15 protein-coding genes are annotated in these 15,753 nt (G+C 60.0%); 8 read left to right on the forward strand and 7 right to left on the reverse strand.

Annotated elements, in window-relative coordinates; genetic code table 11:
• Positions 1-29 precede the first annotated feature (29 nt).
• Positions 30-2,681 (forward strand): sensor histidine kinase KdpD, encoded by a 2,652-nt coding sequence (locus PspS35_RS08600; RefSeq protein ID WP_159933582.1) that lies wholly within the window; start codon positions 30-32, stop codon positions 2,679-2,681.
• Positions 2,682-2,718: 37 nt separating this feature from the next.
• On the forward strand, positions 2,719-3,408 hold the full coding sequence (locus PspS35_RS08605) for a response regulator (RefSeq protein ID WP_032892766.1): 690 nt from the start codon (positions 2,719-2,721) through the stop codon (positions 3,406-3,408).
• Positions 3,409-3,417: 9 nt separating this feature from the next.
• Here PspS35_RS08605 and PspS35_RS08610 read toward each other — a convergent pair whose 3' ends face one another.
• Positions 3,418-4,455, reverse strand: coding sequence for a patatin-like phospholipase family protein (locus tag PspS35_RS08610; RefSeq protein WP_159933584.1), 1,038 nt, complete (start codon positions 4,453-4,455; stop codon positions 3,418-3,420).
• A gap of 216 nt (positions 4,456-4,671) precedes the next feature.
• Between PspS35_RS08610 and PspS35_RS08615 the strand changes: the two genes are divergently transcribed.
• From PspS35_RS08615 to PspS35_RS08625, 3 genes are all read left to right on the forward strand, one after another.
• The gene (locus tag PspS35_RS08615) at positions 4,672-4,950 is read left to right on the forward strand and encodes a hypothetical protein (RefSeq protein WP_003172685.1); all 279 of its coding nucleotides are present in this window, start codon (positions 4,672-4,674) and stop codon (positions 4,948-4,950) included.
• 45 nt (positions 4,951-4,995) lie between these two features.
• Positions 4,996-5,757 carry a CHAD domain-containing protein gene (locus tag PspS35_RS08620; RefSeq protein WP_159933586.1) on the forward strand — a complete coding sequence of 254 codons (762 nt, stop codon included), beginning with the start codon at positions 4,996-4,998 and terminating at the stop codon, positions 5,755-5,757.
• Positions 5,758-5,847: 90 nt separating this feature from the next.
• On the forward strand, positions 5,848-6,645 hold the full coding sequence (locus PspS35_RS08625; protein ID WP_159933588.1) for a thioesterase family protein: 798 nt from the start codon (positions 5,848-5,850) through the stop codon (positions 6,643-6,645).
• Between the two features lie 3 nt (positions 6,646-6,648).
• Here the strand turns inward: PspS35_RS08625 and PspS35_RS08630 are convergent, their stop codons facing one another.
• From PspS35_RS08630 to PspS35_RS08640, 3 genes are all read right to left on the reverse strand, one after another.
• Positions 6,649-7,011, reverse strand: a complete 363-nt coding sequence (locus tag PspS35_RS08630) for an Mpo1-like protein (RefSeq protein WP_159933590.1) — start codon at positions 7,009-7,011, stop codon at positions 6,649-6,651.
• A 99-nt stretch (positions 7,012-7,110) separates the two neighbouring features.
• Positions 7,111-8,592, reverse strand: coding sequence for a methyl-accepting chemotaxis protein (locus PspS35_RS08635; protein ID WP_159933592.1), 1,482 nt, complete (start codon positions 8,590-8,592; stop codon positions 7,111-7,113).
• 96 nt (positions 8,593-8,688) lie between these two features.
• On the reverse strand, positions 8,689-9,495 hold the full coding sequence (locus PspS35_RS08640) for a TatD family hydrolase (protein WP_159933594.1): 807 nt from the start codon (positions 9,493-9,495) through the stop codon (positions 8,689-8,691).
• A gap of 236 nt (positions 9,496-9,731) precedes the next feature.
• Here PspS35_RS08640 and PspS35_RS08645 point away from each other — a divergent pair, with 236 nt between their 5' ends.
• From PspS35_RS08645 to PspS35_RS08655, 3 genes are all read left to right on the forward strand, one after another.
• Positions 9,732-11,153, forward strand: coding sequence for a transglycosylase SLT domain-containing protein (locus tag PspS35_RS08645; RefSeq protein ID WP_159933596.1), 1,422 nt, complete (start codon positions 9,732-9,734; stop codon positions 11,151-11,153).
• Between the two features lie 103 nt (positions 11,154-11,256).
• On the forward strand, positions 11,257-11,691 hold the full coding sequence (locus PspS35_RS08650; RefSeq protein ID WP_159933598.1) for a DoxX family protein: 435 nt from the start codon (positions 11,257-11,259) through the stop codon (positions 11,689-11,691).
• A gap of 259 nt (positions 11,692-11,950) precedes the next feature.
• Positions 11,951-12,259 (forward strand): class I SAM-dependent methyltransferase, encoded by a 309-nt coding sequence (locus tag PspS35_RS08655; protein ID WP_159933600.1) that lies wholly within the window; start codon positions 11,951-11,953, stop codon positions 12,257-12,259.
• 8 nt (positions 12,260-12,267) lie between these two features.
• Here the strand turns inward: PspS35_RS08655 and PspS35_RS08660 are convergent, their stop codons facing one another.
• The 3 genes from PspS35_RS08660 to PspS35_RS08670 are packed head-to-tail and all read right to left on the reverse strand — an operon-like array spanning position 12,268 to position 15,620.
• Positions 12,268-13,956 carry a Gldg family protein gene (locus PspS35_RS08660; protein ID WP_159933602.1) on the reverse strand — a complete coding sequence of 563 codons (1,689 nt, stop codon included), beginning with the start codon at positions 13,954-13,956 and terminating at the stop codon, positions 12,268-12,270.
• Between the two features lie 15 nt (positions 13,957-13,971).
• A complete protein-coding gene (locus PspS35_RS08665) occupies positions 13,972-14,697 on the reverse strand; it encodes an ABC transporter permease (RefSeq protein WP_159933604.1) in 726 nt (241 codons plus the stop codon).
• Positions 14,694-15,620: an ABC transporter ATP-binding protein gene (locus PspS35_RS08670; protein ID WP_159933605.1), complete on the reverse strand. Its 927-nt coding sequence runs from the start codon at positions 15,618-15,620 to the stop codon at positions 14,694-14,696. Before PspS35_RS08670 ends, PspS35_RS08665 begins: the two co-directional genes overlap by 4 nt.
• Positions 15,621-15,753: the final 133 nt, after the last annotated feature.

A 15,753-nucleotide genomic window follows, 5' to 3' on the forward strand; every position in this document is an offset into this window, starting at 1 on the left:
TATACAAATACCTGAAGGAACCCCCACGCATGAGCGACTCCGGCCGCGCCGATGCCCTGCTAGCCGACCTGCCCCGCAACGGCCGTGGCCGCCTCAAAGTCTTTCTCGGCGCCGCACCGGGCGTGGGCAAGACCTACGCCATGCTTCAGGCAGCCCACACCCAGTTGCGCCAAGGCATCCCATTGATTGCCGGTGTGGTGCAAACCCACGGCCGTGCCGAGACCGAAGCCTTGCTCAGCGGCCTGCCGCAGCAACCGTTGCTGCGTAGCGAATACCGCGGCGTGATGCTTGAAGAAATGGACCTCGACGGCCTGCTCGCCGCCAAGCCCAAGCTGGTGCTGGTGGACGAACTGGCCCACAGCAATGCTCCCGGCAGCCGCCATGAAAAGCGTTGGCAAGACATCCAGGAACTGCTCGCCGCCGGCATCAACGTGTTTACCACGGTCAACGTCCAACACCTGGAAAGCCTCAACGACCAGGTGCGCGGAATCACCGGCGTGCAAGTGCGTGAAACCTTGCCCGACTGGGTGCTGCAAGAGGCTGACGAACTGCTGCTGATCGACCTGCCATCCCGCGAGCTGCTGGAGCGCCTGCGTGACGGCAAAGTCTATGTGCCGGAACAGGCCAGGGCGGCCATCGACGCGTTTTTCACCCAGACCAACCTGATGGCCCTGCGCGAGCTGGCGATGCAGACCGCCGCTGCCCACGTCGACGACGACTTGGCCCAAGGCTATCGCCAACTCGGCCAAGCCGCGCCGGCGGTGCGCGGCCGCTTGTTGGTGGGCGTGGATGGCGACGCGCAGGCTGAGCGCCTGGTGCGGCATGCCAGCCGCGTGGCGCAGCGCCGGCACTTGCCCTGGAGCCTGGTGCATATCGATAACGGCGGCGCACGGGATGAGCAGTCGCGCCTGCGTCTGCAAAACGCCCAGCAATTGGCCGAGCGACTTGGCGGCGAGGTTGTGTTGCTAAGGGCCGGGGAGGTGGCCAAGACCCTGATCCAGCATGCTGCCGAACGCCGAGCCAGTCTGGTGTTGGTGGGGCAGTCGCGAATGCGCTGGCGCCGTCGCATGTTTGGCGGCGGCTTGGCGGCGCGTCTGTTGCGCCATGCGCGCGGCTTGGAAATCAACGTGCTCGACAGTGATGACATTCCCACGCCGCCGCGCTTGCCCCAGGTGCGCGGGCTGGTGTGGTTCGATTACGCATTGGCGGTAGTCGCGACGGTGGTGGCGGCCGGCGTGGCTTGGGCGGTGTCCAGTGTGTTGCCGTTGCCGAATATCTCGCTGGTGTTTCTCGCCGCCGTATTATTGGTCGCGGTGCGCAGCAGCCTGGGGCCGTCCCTGGTGTGTGCGGCGTTGTCGTTTCTGACGTACGACTTCCTGTTTATCCCGCCGAATTTTTCCTTCTCCATCCAGCGTGAAGAAGACGTGCTGACCCTGCTGTTCTTCCTGCTGATGGCGGCGCTCACCGGCAACCTGGCAGCGCGCCAACGTCGACAATTGCAGGCGTTGCGCGACACCCAGGAAGAAACCAGCGAGCTGCTCGACTTGTCACGCAAACTCACCGCCGCTACCGATCGCCAGGCGGTGATCAGCGCGGCGGCGCATCACCTGGAAGGTTGGCATGACCTGGACCTGTGCCTGGTCAATCGCGATGGCCAGGGCGGTTGGAAGGTCGAGACCGGTGGCCCGCTGACCCTCAGCGAAGCCGAACGCGCCGCCGCCGACTGGGCTTGGCAACACGACCAGCCTGCCGGCATGGGTACCGGCACCCTGCCGCTTGGGCGTTGGTGGTGGTGGCCGTTGTCGGGTGAAGAAGGGCCGTTGGGGTTGCTTGGTGTCAGCGCCAAGCCGGGCCTGGCGTTGAGCGGTCAACGCCGCCGTTTGCTCACCGCATTGAGCCAGCCCTTGGCCCAGGCCCTGGCCCGTGCGCAGTTGGCGCAGGAGTTGGAGTCTGCGCGCCTGCATGGCGAAACCGAGCAATTGCGCAGTGCCTTGCTCGCGTCGGTGTCCCACGATTTGCGCACGCCGTTGACGTCCATGCGCGGCAGCATCGACAGCCTGCTGGCGCTGGGTGAAGCCATTCCCTTGGAGGACCGTCGCGAATTGCTTGAAGGCACACGCGATGAAGCCGAGCGCCTCGACCGCTATATCCAGAATCTACTGGACATGACGCGTCTGGGCCACGGCGCGCTGAAGCTGGCGCGGGACTGGGTGTCGCCTGGTGATGTCGTCGGCAGCGCCCTCGGCCGTTTGCGTGCGGTGCTGGCGACGTTGCAGGTGAGCACTGATGTGCCGCCTGCGCTGCCGTTGCTGTACGTGCATGCGGCGTTGATCGAACAGGCGCTGGTGAATGTGCTGGAGAACGCTGCACGCTTCTCACCGCCCCACGGTCGTTTACAACTGAGTGCCGGCGTGCAGGACAACCAATTGTTTTTTGCCGTGGCCGATGAGGGGCCGGGCATTCCCGAAGACGAGCGCGCGAAGATTTTCGATATGTTCTACACCGCCGCACGCGGTGACCGGGGCGGGCAGGGCACGGGCCTGGGCCTGGCGATTTGCCAGGGCATGGTCGGGGCGCACGGTGGGCATATCCGGGTGGCCGAAGGTATTGAGGGGCGCGGCACCTGCATCAGCGTGTACCTGCCGTTGCCGGTACAGCCTGGCCTGGAACGTGATGCGTGAGCTACCCTCTTTTCTCCACGGATTTTGATGGGACACCATGAGCCAGACCGCGACGATTTTGGTCATTGATGACGAACCGCAGATCCGCAAATTCTTGCGCATCAGCCTGGCCTCCCAAGGCTATAAAGTCATCGAGGCCGGCACCGGAAACGAAGGCCTGGCCCAGGCCGCATTGAGCAAACCGGACTTGCTGGTGCTCGACCTCGGCCTGCCGGACATGGACGGCCAGCAGGTGCTGCGTGAGTTTCGCGAGTGGTCGACGGTGCCGGTCCTGGTGCTGTCGGTGCGGGCCAGCGAAGGCCAGAAGGTCGAGGCTCTCGACGGCGGCGCCAATGACTATGTGACCAAGCCTTTTGGCATTCAGGAATTTCTCGCCAGGGTTCGCGCACTGCTGCGCCAGGCGCCCGCTGGGGAGGCGCAGGAAGCGGCGTTGAGTTTCGGCCCGCTGACGGTCGATCTGGCCTATCGCCGCGTGCTGCTGGACGGTGCTGAAGTGGCGCTGACCCGCAAGGAATATGCCGTGTTGGCGCAGCTGGCGCGACATCCGGGGCGGGTGATCACCCAGCAGCAACTGCTCAAGGATATCTGGGGGCCGACCCATACCGAGGACAGCCACTACCTGCGGATCGTGGTGGGGCATCTGAGGCAGAAACTGGCGGATGACCCGACTCAGCCGCGCTTTATCGTGACTGAAGCGGGGGTGGGGTATCGGTTGTTGGGGGCTTGAGCCACGCACTCAGGGCTGCTCACTCTCGTAGCGATCCAACGTATCGCTGGCAATTTCGCGACCCAATGCGATCAACTCCGGCGCCTTGTAGAACTCGAAAAACCGGCACACCCGTTTCGGCACGTTGATCAACACATCCGGTGGGTAGCCGGCAATCTTGTACTGGGCCAATGACGTCTGCATCACCTCGAAACTCTGGTTGATCAGGTCAAGCAATGACGCCGGCCCGACGTTATCGATGATGAACGATCCGGTCGCCGACTTCGGTGCCCCGGGTTTTTCCGGGGCCGCGGCGGGTTGTTGGGACTCGGGTTCGGCCGAATCCAGCCACGGGTTGATGTCGGCCGCCTGGGCCTGCAAGGCTTCCTGCTCAAGCTTCATCAACTGTTCGGCCTGCTTGCGACGAAACGGCAGGTGCGAGCCCAGTGACTTTGCCAGGCTGTTGAAGCGGCTCTTGAACGCGGGCGGGCGCTCGATCACCGGCAAGTGGTAGTGCTTTTGGTTGGTGGCGTTGAGGTTGACCGCGATGATCAAGTCGCAGTGGCTCGACACCACCGGCACTATGGGCAACGGGTTGAGCAGGCCGCCGTCCACCAGCATGCGGTTGCCCTGCATGACGGGCGTGAACAGGCTGGGGATCGCCGCCGAGGCACGCATGGCCTGGTGCAGGCAGCCTTCCTGGAACCAGATTTCCTGCTGGTTGGTGAGGTCGGTGGCCACGGCGGTGTAGGGGATGCGCAGCTCTTCGATATTGATCTCGCCGACGATCTTGCGGATCTGCCCGAAGACCTTCTCGCCCCGAATCGCGCCGAGGCGAAAACTCACGTCTACCAGGCGCAGCACATCGAGGTAGTCCAGGCTTTCAATCCAGTTGCGGTACTCGTCCAGCTTGCCCGCAGCGTAGATTCCTCCTACCACGGCGCCCATGGAGCAGCCGGCGATACAGGCGATGTCATAGCCGCGCCGTTCGATCTCTTCGATCACTCCGATATGGGCGTAGCCCCGGGCCCCGCCGGAGCCCAGCACCAAGGCAACACGTTTCTTCATGGTCGATGTCCTATATCGGCAGGTGCCCACAATGCACCCATTCAAGGGGCGGCTTCAATCTTTGCGCCACTGTGCAATATTTTTCCAGAGTCGCGACTGGGCTCGGGTATGCTCTGGCATCTAGGTACTACCGATTTCAGGCTAAGGACAGGCACTTTTTGTTGTAGGCAACGTCTACACCGTACGACTGTTTTTCTTTATTTTGAGGTGTCATCGATGAAAGCCTGGATGTGTGTGCCTGTGATTATGTTGGCCCTGGCCGGTTGTGCCGGGAAAACCGCCTACCGCGACAGCTGCGGCTCGCAATTGGACGCCGCCTGGAAAGAGCTCGACCTGGCCAAGGCCGAAGGTTTCGCCGGTACCGTCAGCTACTCCAAGGCTTTGTCGCTGTTGACAGGCGCCAAGACTCAGCAGCAGTTTGAAGCGTTTGAAGGCTGCTCCAACAAGGCCGAGAAGGCACGGTTCTATATTCGTGAGTCGCGCGCCGGGCGTTGAGTCATGGGCCACGAGTAGGATTTTTCATCAAGAGGTGAGGGCAGGATGTCAGCGTTGGTCGATCAGTTAGTCGCTCAGGTCATTGGCCTGGAAGTAGGGTTACTGAGCTGCCAGGCTCGCCTCGCTGCCGTCACCGACGATGAAGCGCTGCATGACCTGCGCACCACGGTGCGGCGCCTGCGCAGTCTGCTGCGACCCTTGCGTGGGTTGCCGGGCGTCGAGCAGCTTGAATTGGCTGCCAGTGCGGTAGGCCAATTGACTACGCCGCTGCGCGACCGAGAGGTCCTGGCGGCGTATTTACATCAGCACGGTCATCATGGCGCAGCTGACCGGCGCCTGCGCCTGCAACCTGATGCCTATCGCGAGGTGGCGAACAGTGCGCAGTTGGCGCATTTGCTGTTGATACTGGATGCCTTCCCACGCTTTATTCGCGCTTCCCAACACCAGAAATTGCTCAACGGCCTGCGTTCGCGCATTGAGAAACGCCTGGCCAAGCAATGGCGCACTCTCGGTGAAGCCCTCAAGGATCCTGGCCACGATCGCCACCGTCTGCGGTTGTTGATCAAGCGCGTGCGTTACGCCGCCGAGGCCTATCCCGAACTGGACAAGCTGCCCACCAACGCCATGTCACGCCTTAAGAAGGCCCAAAGCGCCCTGGGCGACTGGCACGATTGCTGGCAGTGGTTGGCCCAGGCTGAACATCAAGCCGATCTGCAACCGTGTGTGGCGGTATGGCACACAACCATGGCCAAAGCCGAAGGGCAGGCGGATCGGGTGCTGGACAAGCTCAGCGCGGATTGTTTCTGAATCGGTCCGGCTTTTGGCCGGAATAGGCGCTGTACCTCACCGGCACGATGGTTAAGATCCCTCATCTGTTTCCTTTGACTTGAGGTCGCCATGCGCTTTAGTGATTTGCTCGACGCTGCCCGTAGCCACCCGCTGGATGTCACCATCCCTGCCGAATGGGCCCAAGGTCGCGCCACGTTCGGCGGCCTGGTGGCTGCCTTGCAATACGAAGCGCTGCGGGCCCAGGTGCCTGCGGATCGGCCCTTGCGTTCGTTGGCGATCACGTTCGTTGGCCCGGTGGTGCCCGATGTACCCGCCAGTTACCAGGTCGAAGTGTTGCGCGAAGGCAAGGCGGTCAGCCAACTGCTTGGCCGGGTCATGCAGAACGGTGAAGTGGCGACGCTGGTACAGGCCAGTTTCGGTGCGTCCCGTGAGTCAGAGATTGATGTGGCAAGTGAAGCGCCGCCCGCGTTCAAACACTGGGACGAATGCCAGGAGTTGCCCTACATCAAGGGCGTCACGCCTGAATTCATGCGGCACCTGGCAATGCGCTGGAGTGTCGGCGGCCTGCCATTCACCGGGAATAAATCCCGCGACATGGGGGGCTGGGTTCGCTTGCGTGGGGATGTGAAAGAAGAGCCGCTGACCGAGGCGCATATCCTCGCCTTGGTCGACGCCTGGCCACCGGCCTTGCTCCCGCACCTGAAAAAACCGGCACCGGGAAGCACCCTGACCTGGACCATCGAATTCATCCAGCCGTTGCAGGATCTGACGACCCTCGATTGGTGCCAGTACCACGTTAATATCGAACACGCCCGCGATGGCTACGGCCATGCTGGCGCAGCACTGTGGAGCCCCACCGGCGAGTTGATCGCGCTCAGCCGTCAAACCGTGGTGGTGTTCGCCTAAGCCTCAGTGCCGATTGCGCTGCCGCCAGGCGCGCCACCAGCCGCCGCTCAACACAAAGCGCGGGAAAGTCACGAACTGCTCGACCACCAGGCGCTGCACCGCATCTTTGCGATCACTGAACGGCTCACTGGCCTGGGCTTCCAGGCTGTGACCATGACGCTGCAGTGCCAGGCCGGCCAAAATGCCCACTACGCCAACGGCGAAACTGGCCAGGCTGAGGCTGAACACCCCAGAAACGATCAACAGAAACCCGACAATAAACAGCGGCACAGCGATCAGGTGCAAGGCCAGGTTGGTCGGGTGCTGGTGGTTCTGTGGGTAGTGACGCCATTGCCAGGCGGGGAGATTGGGATGACGTTTGCCCATGATGGTGAATCCTCTGTCCGTTGAAACAACTTGGACAGAGTTTAGGCGGGCAGGGGCGGGTGGGCGAATTGGGGCTGGCTATGGGGCTCATAGCAAGTCCTACAACTTCAGTTGCCCAATCGCCTTGCTCAACTCCCCGGCCAACGTTGCCAGTTCATTGCTGGTCGTTGCCGAATCCACGGTCTGCTGCACGGTGTTCTCGGTCACATCGCGAATACTCACCACCGCGCGATTCATCTCTTCGGCCACATGGCTCTGCTGCTCGGCGGCGACGGCGATCTGGGTGTTGCTTTCACGCATCTGCGCCACGGCGCCAGTGATTTCGGCGAGTGCGGCACCCGCTTCCTGGGCCTGTTGCACGCAGTCGTCGGCCTTGAACGAGCTTTCTTGCATAAAGTCCACCGCGTCGCGCGTGCCGGCTTGCAGCGCCGAAACCATGCGGGTGATTTCGTCGGTGGAGCTTTGCACACGCTTGGCCAGGTTGCGCACCTCGTCAGCGACCACGGCAAAGCCACGGCCCATTTCGCCGGCGCGGGCGGCCTCGATGGCGGCGTTGAGGGCGAGCAGGTTGGTCTGTTCGGCAATGCTATGGATCACGCTGACCACGCCGTTGATTTTCTGGCTGTCTTCGGCGAGTTTCTGGATCATCTCGGCGGTCTGTTGCACGCCGCTGGACAGCCCTGCAATCGAGTGTCGCACCCGGGTCACGACTTCCTGGCCGCTGCCAGCGAGAGTGTCGGCGGTCTGGGACAAATCCCGAGTGGCGCCAGCGTGTTGGGCGATGTGGTAAACGGTGGCGGTCATCTCGTTGATGGCTGTGGCGGCCTGGTCGGTTTCGCTTTGCTGGCCGAGCATGCCGTGTTGCACCTCGTTCATGCTGCTGGCCAGGCGTGCGGCGCCTTCGTCCAGTTGCCGGGCGGTGCGTGCGACGGTGCTGACCACGCGCTGGTAGCCGGCCTGCATGGCATTGAACGCGCTGGCCATCTGGCCGACCTCATCTTTGCACGCCAGGGGGACGCGGGCCGACAGGTCGCCGGTTTTCTCCACGTGCAGCATGACGTCCTTGAGGGTGTTGAGCTGACTGAGCAGGAAGCGGATCAGCAGTTGCGACGCGCCAAGCATCGCGAGCATCAGGATGGCCACCGCCACGGCGTAATTGGCGAAGCGTTCGCCGAACACCTGGCTCAAGCTTGGCGCGTAGGCGAGTACCGCGACGTATTGCCCATCAGGACGGGCGATGACGTCGGCGCCCATCAATGGATTTTCGCCAAACAGCGGCATGTGATTGAGTTCGACCCAGCCGGTGGTGGTGCTCAGGACCGACAGATCTTGATCACCCAACTGTGGGGCCTGGCCTCGCGCAAACGTCAGCCATTGTACGTCCGTGGGTAGTGGTTTATCGGCCGGCCAGGCACCCAGCAATCGCCCCTGGGCCTGCGCCGAGGCCTGTGACGCCGTGCTGCGCGCCTGTTGTTCGAGCTGCACGGCGTAAAGCACCAGCAGCAGAGTCGTGATGAAGGCGACCGCGTTGACGGCCCAGAATTTGTACTTCAGCGAGATATTGCTAAGCCAGGCACCCATGGAAGGTTTTCTCTGATAGCGGAAACAGCATTGGCAAGGTGCCATTATTGTGCCGCTACTCAGCAAGCCGGTTTTGACATGGGTCAATGCGCTGCATCAATCCAAGGTCGGTAACCCAAAAAAAGCGCGGGAACAGGCGGTGCTGTGGTCGGCCAGGTCCTGCATGCTTTCGTTGCGGTGCAGGGCGACTTCGCGCAGTACGTCTGTGAGGTAAGCGGGTTCATTGCGGCCATTTTTTGGCTTGGGACGCAAGGTACGTGGTAGCAGGTAAGGCGCATCGCTCTCCAGCATCAGACGGCCTCGGGGGATTTCCCTGACGAGCGGGTGCAGGTGCGTCCCACGGCGTTCGTCGCAGATCCAGCCGGTGATGCCGATGTGCAGATCGAGGTCGAGGTAGCTGAACAACGCCGCTTGTTCGCCGGTAAAGCAATGCACCACGGCGGCGCTCAGGTGGTCGCGGTAGTCCTTGAGGATCTCCAGCAGGCGTTGGTTGGCGTCACGCTCATGCAAAAACACCGGAAGTTTCAGCTCGACGGCCAAGGCCAGATGTTCTTCGAGGACTTTTTCCTGCTGTGGGCGCGGTGAGAAATCCCGGTTGAAATCCAGGCCGCATTCGCCCACGGCGCGTACGCGGCTTTCGCTGAGCAGACCGCGTAAACGCTGGGCGCTATCGCTGTTCCAGTCGCTGGCGGAGTGGGGGTGGATGCCGGCGGTGCTGAACAGGCGTTGGCCGCTTTCGTCGAGGTCGATGCACAGTTCCAGGGCCTGTTCGCTGCCGTCGACGCTGGTGCCGGTGAGCACCAGTTGTTGCACACCGGCGGCGTAGGCGCGGTCGAGAACGGCCTGGTGCTTGTCGTCGAAACTGGGGTTGGTCAGGTTGACGCCGATATCAATGAGTTGCATGGTGCTATCTCCGCCTGCGGCCGGAAAGCATATCAGAGCTGTAGATTTATAAGAAAAATCAAGAACTACAATGAGTTATAGCTGTCTTTGAACGTCGCAAGTGACATCGTGTCTGGCTGAACGCCTTGCACTGTGCCACCGTTGCGCGCAAAGCCTGCGCATAAAGCGCTCTGTTTCTGACCCCCAACGCGTCGTTTTTCGCGAGTACGTTGGCCAGTATTCTTTCCGGAGAGCGGATGATCCGACCCTCGGCGTTGCTTATGTTGTGCCTGACGCTACTGCTGCCCATGGCGGCGGTCGCGCGTCTGGACGGGCCGCTGGAAGTGACCAAGCCCGGTAAGGTCCGTGACCTGGCGGAGATTCGTTCCAGTCGCACCCTCAGGGTATTGGTCAACCAGAGCCGCAACAGTTCCGGCGAAGTGCAGGGCCAGGCCATTGGTGTCGAATACCACCGCCTGCGCGCCTTCGAGCAATACCTCAATGGCCACGCCCGTGATGGCCAGGAAATCAACCTCAAGATCATTCCCAAGGCCAAGGACCAACTGCTTGGCGCGCTGGCCCGTGGCGAAGGCGATCTGGTGGCTCCTGGCGAATTGCTTGATGTGAAGGCCGCCCACAAGATCAGTACCAGTGACCCGATTGCCAGCGATGTACCGTTGTGGCTGGTGGGTGTGAAGGGCGAGCGTCGGTTTACCAGGTTGGAGCAACTGTCCGGGCGCACCCTGGCCCTGACTACTGGCAGTGCGGCGGCGGATGCCATCAGCCAGCTCAATCAGAAGCTGGCGTTGCACAAGCAAGCGCCGGTGAAGGTGGAATGGGTTGACCCGACCCTGGCGGTGGAGGACGTACTGGAAATGGTCCAGGCGGGAATTTTCCATCTCACCATTGTCGAGAAGCCGATTGCCGAACGCTGGTCGAAGATCCTGCCCAAGTTGCGCTTCGACAAACAAGTGGTCATCAGCGAACCCGGCGACGAATACTGGTTCGTGCGCCAGGACGCTTCGATGCTGCGGGCCAGTATTGATCGATTTCTCAAGACCTATCGCACGCCGTCCGACCAGGACGTGGCATTCCAACGTATCTATCGACGCCTCTACCAGGTGCGTAATCCACTGGCCCGTGTCGACCGCCAGCGCCTTGAGAAGCTGCGCCCGGTCCTGCAAAAACACGCCCGTGAGCAGGGTATGGACTGGCTGAACCTGGCGGCGCTGGCCTTCAAGGAGTCCGCCCTCGACCCAGGCGCGCGCAACAGTGGCGGCCCTACCGGGCTGATGCAGATCACGCCCTCGGCGGCGCAACGGGTGGGTGTCAATAACATCGAAAATCTCGACAGCAATGTGCAGGCGGGCGCGCGTTATCTGGCGTTGATCCGTCGCAAGTTCTTCGCCAGCCCCAAGCTCAACGAGCGCGAGCGCATGGCATTTGTACTGGCGGCCTACAACATGGGCCCGGAGCGGGTGCAGGGCATGCGCACCGAAGCCAAGCGCCGGGGGCTGAACCCCAACCAATGGTTTTTCCAGGTGGAGCGCATTGCTATGGAGCAGGTGGGAATGGGCGGCGTCAGCTATGTTAATAGCGTCAATAAGTACTACTTGGCGTTCGATCGGGAGCGGGATTCCCTGGAGCCGTCGGCGGCAAAGATCGCCTCACGTAAGTGATCGATTTTATCGATGTTAATTAGGCATTTTTTTGGCTTTTATCATTGTTTAAACTGATTAATATAGCGGCCAACCAACCGCTACTTCGAAAAGGATTCTCAGCATGAGCCCAATGATCAAAAGCCTCCTGTCCACCCGCGCCGGTTACGGCCTGACGATTTTGCGCATCGTTGTCGGTATCATCTTCGCCGCCCACGGCTCGCAAAAACTCTTCGGCTGGTTTGGCGGTTATGGCCTGGCAGGCACTGCCCAGTGGATGGAAAGCATTGGTCTGGCGCCTGGCACGCTGATGGCCGTGCTGTCGGGCGGTACCGAGTTCTTCGCCGGACTGGCTTTGATCATCGGTTTGCTGGTACGTCCGGCGGCATTGGGTCTTACCATTCTGTCGCTGGTGGCGATCTTCTCGGTGCATATCCATAACGGTTTGTTCATGGCCAACAATGGTTATGAGTTCGCACTGGCACTGTTGGGCGGCTCCCTGGCGGTATTGTTCGAAGGTGCCGGCAAGCTGTCTGCAGACCGCGCCATCGCCAACTGATTACGCCGCAACGCCCTCAAAAGGCCCGCCATGTGCGGGCCTTTTCGTTGCTCGCAATTCTTGACACCGCCCCATCGGCTTCTCTAGGATGCCGTTCATGCGCCGATTTAAACAGCTAATTGCGGGGCGCCACCGGACTCGATGCAGTCCTACAGAAGCAAGCTCTCCCTCGATGAGACCGCTTCGAAATACCGCTAAAGCGCTGGTTCGGTGTTGCCTCTCACCTGCCCGCAGACTTTTGAGGCAGAGACACGACTCGATGAATGCACTACGCCCCCTGATACGCCTGGCCCCGATCACTGCGGACCTTACTCAGCGCAATCCAAAAATCCTCTTGGGCGGTAAGCACCAGCCGACGCTGTTGCGCTACCTGGACGGTTGGCCACGTCGCACAGGGCGGCCGTCGGCATTCCTGATCCAGTTTGTTGAAGACGGCGACTCCCTAGCCCGCTTCGCCAGCAACAGTTTTGACCTCGCTGTTATCCAGGCGCCTGACGCCAGTGGCGCGCCAGAAGTGATCCGTCAATTGACGCGTATTGCGCGGCAAGGCCTGATCGCCCGTCGCTGAAGTTTCAATCAAGAGGTTGTTGACGGTGTTGGCCAGCGGCGATGACGCCATTGGTACAGGCCCCAGGCAATCAGGCAGAGCAATGTTGGCACCGGCACAATCACCAGCAGTTTGACGTTTCGCTCCAGGCGATGGACAGGCGCGTAAGCATCGACTTTCAGGGCATGCAGTTCAATCGGCAGGCGCAGGCGCTCCTTGTTGAGCGCTTGCAATTGGGTACTGGTGTCGATCATTACGGTGCCGAGGGCGGTAATCTCTGGGTTCAGACGTCGCCACTCATTTTCGGTCAGTACCAGTTGTTGCTCCAGGTCCCTGGCTTGGTCCTGATAGGCTTGCTCGGCGGCTTCGCGCAGGTTTTGCAGTACCTGCAATGAGTGGCGCGTTACTGCATGGGGGCGAATGTTCGCGAGCGGGTCAGGCGCAGCGAGGTTATCCAGGGTGTTCAATACAAACAGCCTGTTGCCGGGTTGCATCGAGCCGCCTGGTTTCTCGCTGAGCAGATCCATGTCGGCGACCACCACCACATGAACGTACGCAGCCTCCTGCACCCCTGGCGGCTGCCCATTGATGCCGTCAAAAAATGCCGACTCAGCGGGCCCCTCGATACGGGCTGCGATGACATGGCGTTCACCCTGTGTGGCCGGTTTACTGTCCAGCGCGTCAAAATCTACCAAGGCAGACTTGGCGGAGCTGAGCAGCAGCGGGGTAAAGAGGGTCCGGCTATTATCGAGGGGAAAGAGCGCGCCGCTACTGGATACCGTCACTGAGTTCAGCTTCCAAGTGCTGACGTCGTCTGTATTCATGGCCTGGCGCGGTAGGGTTAACACCGATTGTGGGTGCTCCCGTGAGGCATGGATGGAGTCGACCAGCACCTTGTTGCTCGGCATGGTAATGCCCCAACTGGCAAGTAGCCCATCCAGCCCAGCGTTTGAGGGGGCAGCCTGGGGGGGCAATTCGCTCAGGGTGTCCATGAACACCAGAAGTTTGCCGCCCCCCATTACGAATTGATCAACCGCGTAGAGGGTTTGCTCCGACAGCATGCGGGGGTGGACGAGCATTAAGGTTTTGATCCTGACGGGGATATGGTCGGCATTGGACACCAGTTCCGTGAGATCAAAATGCTTGGGTAACTCTTCCAGCAATGACGGCAGGAACTCCTGCGCCGGTAGCCCTGACAGCAGTCCGACAGCAGCCGGTTCGGGATGAAGCAGTCGGGTGATCAAGTGGCTGATTTCGTACTCCAGAAAACTTTCCCTGTCCGGGCTGAATGACTCGATGCGTTGCGCAGCCCCGCCATCACGGGTGCCAATAAGGCCAAGGAATCCCTGTTTGTCATCGAGCCCATATAAACCTGCTTTGTAGGCGTCTTCTGAAAACGGCGCAGGGTCGATAATGTGCAGAGTGATCCTGCCCTTAGCCGCTTTTTCGAACGCCTTCAGCTTTTCTTCAACGCGCTGGCCGTAATGTTTCAGTGCGGGGTTTTTTACTGTGTGCTTGTTGGAGTTGAAATAATAAAAAACCAGTGGGCTTTCCAAGGTGGTAAGCAACTGCAGTGTGGCCGGCGATAATGTATTGGATCTTTGTTGTGAGAAGTCCCAGCGCACATCAGGGAGTTTTACCGCCCAGACGAGGTTGAAGGCCAGGAAAATTAACGAAATGACGCAAAGTGTCATTCCGGTGCGCAGAGCGGATCGCATTGTAGACGTTCCTTCTCAGCTATTTTTGAAATTGATAATAACGATCGTTGCAGCGAGGAACGCAACCATCATGCTAATGAAGTATGCACTCTCACGTAGGGTGAGCAGGCCGTTGTCAATCAGTTCAAAGCGCAAGGATGGGCTCAACGACCTCAACTTATCGAAAATCCACAAGGGTTCTTGGTGTTCAAGCGCATCCAGTACGGACGACAATCCACTGGCCATTAACAGCAGGCTCAGCGTTAACATGAAAATGACGAGGCGTTGACGGGTCAATGCGCAAATCAGGCAGCCGACAGAGAGATAACTTCCCACTAATAACCAACTGCTCAAAAATTGCGAGGCGATCAACCCGTTATCCGCTGTGCCGAGTAGGTTGACCGCTACCACAATAGGAGAACTCAGCAGTAACACCATGGCGGCGACTGCCCAGACTGCCAGAAACTTTCCTATGACCAGTTCCGCCGGTGTGATGGGCAACGTTTTCATCAGTTCACCAAAACCACTCTGGGACTCATCCAGCCAAAGTTGGGAGGACAGTGCCGGGACCAATATCAGATACAACCACGGGTGCCATGAAAAGAAGCCTTGCAGGTCGCTGCTGCCGCGTTCCAGCAGTTGGCTCGTGTGTAACCCCAGCGTTATGGACAGTATCAGGAACGCGGTGCTGCCCAGATAAGTCATAGGGGCCAATAGATAGCTGGCAAGTTGGCGTTTGAAAACAGGGTACAACAGGTTCAATTGAGTGCCTCGTTGCTCAAGTGATGAACGACATCGTTGAGACGGCCTAGTTCTAGATTCAAAGTGTCTATTGCCCAGCGGCGATTGACGATCAATGCGCTGATAGCTGGGTAGATGCTGTGCCCTGGCAACGCGAGAACGGTCACGGTGCCAGCGCCGTAGCGGTTTTCTTCGATGCCTGCAACGCCGGGCAAGACGGCGAGGGCCAAAAAATCAAGCGAAGTTTGTGTGGCCAGGGTGACGGCCTGGAAGTACCGAGAGCTGCGTTGCAACTCGCGTATCGGAGCATCCGCCAGCAGGCGGCCCTCTACGAGAACCATGGCGCGCGTGCAGATGTTTTCCAGTGCTGCGCAATCTTGAGCAGCAACGATGACGGTCATTTCTTCGGCCAATGACTGGATCAATGTGCCGATCTTGCTTTGATGATGCGGTGCGAGACCTTCGCTCGGTTCGTCCAGCAACAGCACACCGGGGTCGTGCAGGATTGCCTGGGCAAGGGCGACATTGCGCCTCAGGCTCATAGGGAGTGTATGGATCGGGTAGTCGAGTACCTGAGACAGGTCGAGCCGAGTAGCGGCGCGCTCCACCCGGCTGCGTTTTTCCGCACCGCGAAAGCCACGAAGCGTGGCGATAAAGTCGAGCAGGCTCCTGACGGACATTGTCGGGTGATTGATGTCGGATTCGGGTTGATAGCCAACGGCGCTGCAAGCTTGAGGACCGTGGGTTCTAGTATCAAACCCCAGAATGCTCACGTGCCCGGAAGAGGGGCGTATCGAACCGGCTATCATTTTAAGTAATGTGGTTTTACCTGCACCTTCCAGTCCAAATAATCCGATGCACTCTTGCTGCTGCGCTGAGAATGAGACGTCGTGGATGACACTCTTTTTATCTATGTACTTGGTCAGGTTGCTTGTCTCGATCATTATGCTTTCTGCTGAATTTATATATGAAGAGGCAGCGCCCTGATGGAGCTGTGCGGGGCTATATTATAAAAATGGTACGTTCAAAAGTGCGGATTTAAAACGTTAAAGTGTATTTATAGGATAAGTCCTACGG

Source organism: Pseudomonas sp. S35, assembly GCF_009866765.1.
GTDB lineage: Bacteria > Pseudomonadota > Gammaproteobacteria > Pseudomonadales > Pseudomonadaceae > Aquipseudomonas.